The following is a 2515-nucleotide window of genomic DNA, read 5'->3' as shown; positions in this document are numbered from 1 at the left end:
GTGTTGTACAACTGAACGCCAGTACACCCACGTTACCGACCGGCGCGAGGTTCTTTATCCATGGCATCCTTGGTTTGGCCGGTCGGTTTATGTCCATGAGGTGATAGATAAATCCGGCGAAGCCGTGTTTCGGTGCAATCTCACCGGCCGCAGGTCGGACCGGCTTCTGGAAGTTCCGATATGGATGTTCGACCGGGCTGTATGTACTGCCTGCCGTCGGGTCGATACGGCGCACGTTGGCCTGGACGATCTGAAGGCTCTTGCGGGGCTTGTTTGCGATATCGACTGTGGGTCGTTCAATAAATCCGACTCCCCATCCCGCGTTGACGCAGCATTGGACTCTGAACACGAGATTCGGAGGTTGGCCTATGCCGCGCAAAATGACGACGACGCAACTCGAACTGTTCCCGGACACCCGGTCCACGACCGCGACGCAAACCCCGCTTTGGCGGAGCCTCCCCGACGACACGCGGCAAACGCTGACACGGTTGATGGCTCGCCTGATGGCGGAACATGCAGGCGCGGCAGAAGGGGGGAATGATCATGAAGCATGAGAAGATTAGCCCGCAGCATTTGGACCGCAAAGCGATCCTGTACGTCCGTCAGTCATCAGCCCACCAGGTCCTGCACAACCGGGAAAGCAGCGCCCTGCAATATGCGATGCGGGAGCGGCTGGCGGATTTGGGTTGGAGCCGGATCGAAACCGTGGATGACGATCTCGGCCGTTCCGCGGCGGGTGGTGTCGCTCGGGAAGGCTTTGACCGGATGATCGCCGATGTTTGTCTCGGCAAGGTCGGCGCCGTCGCAGCGCGTGAAGTGTCCCGCTTTGCGCGCAATAGCCGGGATTGGCAGCACCTCATAGAGATGTGCCGCGTCGTCGATACAGTGCTGATCGACCAGGAAACGGTTTATGCGCCGCGCGATGGCAATGACCGGCTTCTTCTGGGCCTGAAGGGCAGCTTGAACGAATACGAACTTGACCTTCTCCGACAACGATCCCTCGCCGCGCGCCACGAGAAAGCACGGCGTGGCGAACTTGTCGTCGCTGCCCCAGTCGGATTCGTGAAAGCCGGGGACCGCCTTGAGAAGGACCCGGACCGCCGTGTGCAAAAGGCCATATCCCTGGTTTTCGACAAGGTCGCCGAGTTGGGGAGCGCGCGGCAGGCCCTCATGTGGTTCCTCGAACATGGCCTTGATTTGCCCAGCTTGCGCAAACAGGGTGAAGTGATCTGGCGGCGACCGACATACGCCACCATCCACCGCATGATCGTCAATCCGGCCTATGGCGGGGCTTATGCCTACGGCAAAACCCAGGCAGCGGCGGGGTTCGGTGCAACCGCCGTTCGCAGGAAAGACCGCGAGGAGTGGCTTGCATTGAAGCCGGGCGCGCATGAAGGCTATGTGAGTTGGGAAAGGGCAGAGGCGATCCGTAAAATGGTCAGCAACAACGTCCCTCAGGGCCGGCATCATGGTGCAGCCAAACATGGCTCTGCCCTCCTGGCCGGGCTGCTGCGTTGCCGACGCTGCGGCCGCAAGCTGACGGTTCGCTATACCGGTAAGAAGCATGACATCCCGCGTTACTCCTGCTGGCGCGGCCTTTTGGACAACGGCGAAGCGCGCTGCATCGCCTTCGGCGGATTGCGGGTCGACGATGCCATTGAACAGGCGCTTTTGCAGGTAGTCGGACCCGGCGCCATTGCCGCCGCAGAAGTTGCCGCCAGGCAAGCATTGAGCCAGCGGGATCAAGTCCGCGATGCGCTTTGCCGTGACCTGGAGGCGGCTCAATACGCAGCTGACAGGGCCTTCCGGCAGTATGATGCGTCCGACCCGGAGAACCGCCTCGTGACCGCCGAACTGGAAGCCCGGTGGAACCGGGCACTTCAGCAGGTTCAGGAGATCGAGAACAAGATCGTTCACCATGACGCGGTCAGCCCGAACGGGACCACGCTGCCGGTAGAAGACCTGGCGGCCCTGGGGGCCGATCTCGAACGCGTCTGGTTCACGCCGGCCACTGATGCCAAGTTGAAGAAGCGCATCGTTCGCACGGTGATCCGGGAAGTGGTGGCAGATCTTGATGATGATGCCTCCGAGATCGTTTTGATGGTTCATTGGGCCGGTGGCGCACATACGGAAATCCACCTGCCAAAACGCCGCCGCGGACAGCGCAATGCAACACCGCCGGATGTTGTCGAGGCCGTCCGCCAGCTTGCGCGGATCGCCAGCGACGATGTCATCGCCGGCGTTCTGAACCGGAACGGGCTCTCCACAGGAAATGGCAACCGCTGGACCAGGGAGCGAGTCACGGCATTGCGGTCCTACCGCAAGATCCCGGTATACAAGCCCGAACCCAATGGTCTTGACCCGTGGCTCAATCTCTCTGGCGCCGCAAAACTGATCGGAGTAGCGCCAAAAACATTGCGGTTGGCAGCAGAAGCAGGTGATATCAATGCAGACCACCCGCTTGCCGATGGGCCATGGGTATTTGAGCGCGCGGAACTGTCAAAAACGAAGGCAC

The 2515-nt window shown here is 61.0% G+C and carries 2 protein-coding genes; both read left to right on the top strand.

Annotated elements, in window-relative coordinates; all coding sequences use genetic code 11:
- On the top strand, window positions 1-541 hold a 541-nt coding region (locus ACR0BF_RS20270; protein WP_480625667.1), incomplete at its 5' end, for a hypothetical protein.
- The coding region (locus tag ACR0BF_RS20265; RefSeq protein WP_480625666.1) for a recombinase family protein at window positions 538-2515 on the top strand (1978 nt) is incomplete at its 3' end. The genes ACR0BF_RS20270 and ACR0BF_RS20265, both read left to right, overlap by 4 nt.

The organism is Ruegeria sp. AG7 (assembly GCF_056541545.1).
The sequence above is the reverse complement of the archived record's forward strand: the minus strand, read 5'-3'. Positions and strand labels throughout refer to the sequence as shown.